This window comes from Acidovorax sp. HMWF018, from assembly GCF_003061035.1.
In the GTDB taxonomy this organism is placed as follows: Bacteria; Pseudomonadota; Gammaproteobacteria; order Burkholderiales; family Burkholderiaceae_C; genus Acidovorax; species Acidovorax delafieldii.
In genome coordinates this window covers 1-2,628 of the sequence record NZ_QAIM01000343.1, presented here as the reverse complement: position 1 = coordinate 2,628, position 2,628 = coordinate 1, and the positions used below count along the sequence as shown (strand labels likewise).

At 65.6% G+C, this 2,628-nt stretch carries 4 protein-coding genes; 1 reads left to right on the top strand and 3 read right to left on the bottom strand.

The window, feature by feature from the left end; genetic code table 11:
• The coding region (locus DBR23_RS30640) for a trehalase-like domain-containing protein (RefSeq protein ID WP_233250438.1) at positions 1-636 on the bottom strand (636 nt) is incomplete at its 3' end.
• The gene (otsB, locus tag DBR23_RS12925) at positions 633-1,370 is read right to left on the bottom strand and encodes a trehalose-phosphatase (protein WP_108498522.1); all 738 of its coding nucleotides are present in this window, start codon (positions 1,368-1,370) and stop codon (positions 633-635) included. The genes DBR23_RS30640 and otsB, both read right to left, overlap by 4 nt.
• A gap of 144 nt (positions 1,371-1,514) precedes the next feature.
• Here otsB and trxC point away from each other — a divergent pair, with 144 nt between their 5' ends.
• The gene (gene trxC / locus DBR23_RS12920) at positions 1,515-1,952 is read left to right on the top strand and encodes a thioredoxin TrxC (protein WP_108498515.1); all 438 of its coding nucleotides are present in this window, start codon (positions 1,515-1,517) and stop codon (positions 1,950-1,952) included.
• A 108-nt stretch (positions 1,953-2,060) separates the two neighbouring features.
• On the opposite strand, the gene DBR23_RS12915 is transcribed toward trxC, so the two are convergent.
• Complete coding sequence (locus tag DBR23_RS12915) at positions 2,061-2,546, bottom strand: DoxX family protein (protein ID WP_369882113.1); 486 nt, start codon at positions 2,544-2,546, stop codon at positions 2,061-2,063.
• Positions 2,547-2,628 lie beyond the last annotated feature (82 nt).

The window sequence follows — 2,628 nt, the reverse complement described above, 5'->3', positions numbered from 1 at the left end:
CCAGTAGGCCGTGGTCTCCTGTTCAAAGCGGCGGGCGGTGTCGGCAATACCGTCCACCAGCGTCTCGTCGGCGCCCAGCAGAAAGTTGTGTTCGCGCGTGAGCACAAACGCCTGGCCCGACAGCACATGCGACACCGGCGCATCGGTGGACAGGCGCAGCGTCATGCTCTCGCCCACGTAGCGGATGTGGTTGCTGCCGCGCGTGATCTCGGGGGTGGTCTGGCCCCAGTCGTAGCGCACCTTGAGCGCCACACGGACGCGCGGCGACCCCTGGATGGGGCGCACCCGGCGTACCAGCGTCATGGGCCGGAAGTAGCGTGACCGGCTGTAAAAGCGTGGCGCAAAGTCGGTGATCTCGATGCCTTGGCCCGCCTTGTCGAACAACTGTGTGCGCAGGATGGCGGTGTTCGGTTCGTACCACTGGTGGGCCGATGCCAGCTCTTCCAGCTCGATCGCGAAGTGGCTGCCCTCGTCGCCGGGTTGCAGCAGGGCGTTGAACACCGGGTCGCCATCAAAGCGCGGCAGGCAGCACCAGACCATGCGGGCGTGGTCGTCTATGAGCGCGCTGATGGCGCAGTTGCCGATCATCCCAAGGTTGAGCGAGCCCGCTTGGGGGTGTGTGGCGGCTGTGTTCATCGTTCGCGCTCCAGCGTTGTGCGTGCAGACGACAACCAGCCCCGCAGTGCGGCCGATGTCATGCAGCGGTGTTGTGCCATGGTGGGCCCTTCGCCCACCTTGATGCCCCAGCCGCCGAGCGTCTGCACAGCGGCAAAGCCGGCCTCGTCGGTGACGTCATCGCCCACAAAGACCGGCGTGCGGCCCACAAAGGGTGGCTGTGTCATGAAGTCGACGATGGCCTGGCCTTTGTGAACGCCACGGGGTTTCACTTCAAAGACGCATTTGCCACGCAGCAGTTCCACACCTTCCACCTCGCGCATGGCCCGCACCAGCGTGTCATGGCACAGGGATTCGAGGTGGGGCGCCTGGCGGTAGTGCAGGGCCACGCTCACACGCTTGGTCTCCACCAGCAGGCCGGGGTGCCGTGCTGCAAGGTCTTGGGCGGCCTGTAACACGGGCTCCAGGGCGGGTGGTTCGGTGGCGGGAACGGAAGTCTCACCCAGGCGGTATTGGGCCCCATGTTCGCTCGCCAGCGGCAGGCGCAGTGGCGCCAGAAATCCGTCGATGTCGGCCTCGGGCCTGCCAGTCACGATGGCCAGCGCGCCGCCCAGCTGGGTATGCAGCGATGACAGCGTGGGAATCAGCCCCGACGCGATGCGCACCGCCTCGGGGCGCGGTGCCAGCTCGGTGAGCGTGCCATCGAAGTCGAGAAAAAGCGAATGGGCAGTTGTCAGTGTGGGGAGCAGCTGCATGCACGAAACCATAGCAGACGCCGCAATGCAGATATGGCGACCAGGGGGATTCTGGACTGGTAAACGCGCGCAAGGTTTGCGACCTCTTGAAACGGAGAGCCAGTGCCGCAATGTGTTCAGAGACCCCAATGCCCCCGCCACGCCATGACCGAAGCCCTGCACATCGTCTGCCCCCATTGCCACACCACCAACCGCGTGCAGAGCGCCGACCTGGGCAGCGCGCCCGACTGTGGCCAATGCCATCAGCCCCTGTTTGCTGGGGCGCCGCTGGAGCTGGATGCCACCAGCTTTGACAAGCATGTGGTGCGCAGCCACATCCCGGTGCTGGTGGATTTTTGGGCCCCGTGGTGCGGTCCCTGCCGCCAGATGGCGCCCGCCTTTGCGCAGGCTGCCCGTGAGCTGGAACCCCGCGTGCGCCTGGCCAAGCTCAACACCGAAGACCAGCAGGCCATTGCGGCGCGTTATGCCATCCGCAGCATTCCGACCATGATCCTGTTCCAGCAGGGGCGTGAGGTGGCGCGCATTTCGGGCGCGCTGGGGGCGGCGGACATCGTGCGCTGGGTGCGTACCGTGGTGGGGTGATTGGGAACGACTTGGCAGGTTTTGAAGCGTTTTAGGCCGCAAGCGATAGTTGAATATGCCTTGAGTGCTATCGAAATAGTAGCTATTGATCTCGCGCAGACGGGTTCCTCAACGAATCCCAAGCGCCCGGTCCAGCGACACGTTGCCTGCACCGCGCCCCACCAGGTACAGCATCAGCCCCGCCCATGACAGGTGGGTGGGCCAGGCGTCCGGGTAGACAAACAGCTGAATTGTCAGCGTCATGCCCAGCAGCGCCAGGGCCGACAGGCGTGTGAACAGGCCCAGCACCAGCAGCACCGGAAACAGGTGCTCGGCCACGGTGGCCATCTGCGCCGCCAGCTCGGGCGGCAGCACGGGCAGTTTGTACTCGTCGCGGAACAGTGTGTAGGCGCTGTCGGAGATGGTGAACCAGCCCTCGACCTTGGTGCGGGCCGACAGCCAGAAGATGCCTGCAATGGCCACGCGGTTGACCAGTGCTAGCAGGCTGTGCGGGGTGAGCCAGGTGGCCGCATCGGCCAGGCGCGCCCATAGCATGCGCGGTCCTGTGGCTGGGGGCGTGGGGAAGTGGGTGGCCGGGGTGTTGGGGATGTGCATGGTGGGCTCCTCAGCTGGTGTGGGTGGTGTGTGGGTTGATGGTCGCCAAGGCGCCCGCGTCGAGCAGGCTGGTCATCAGGGC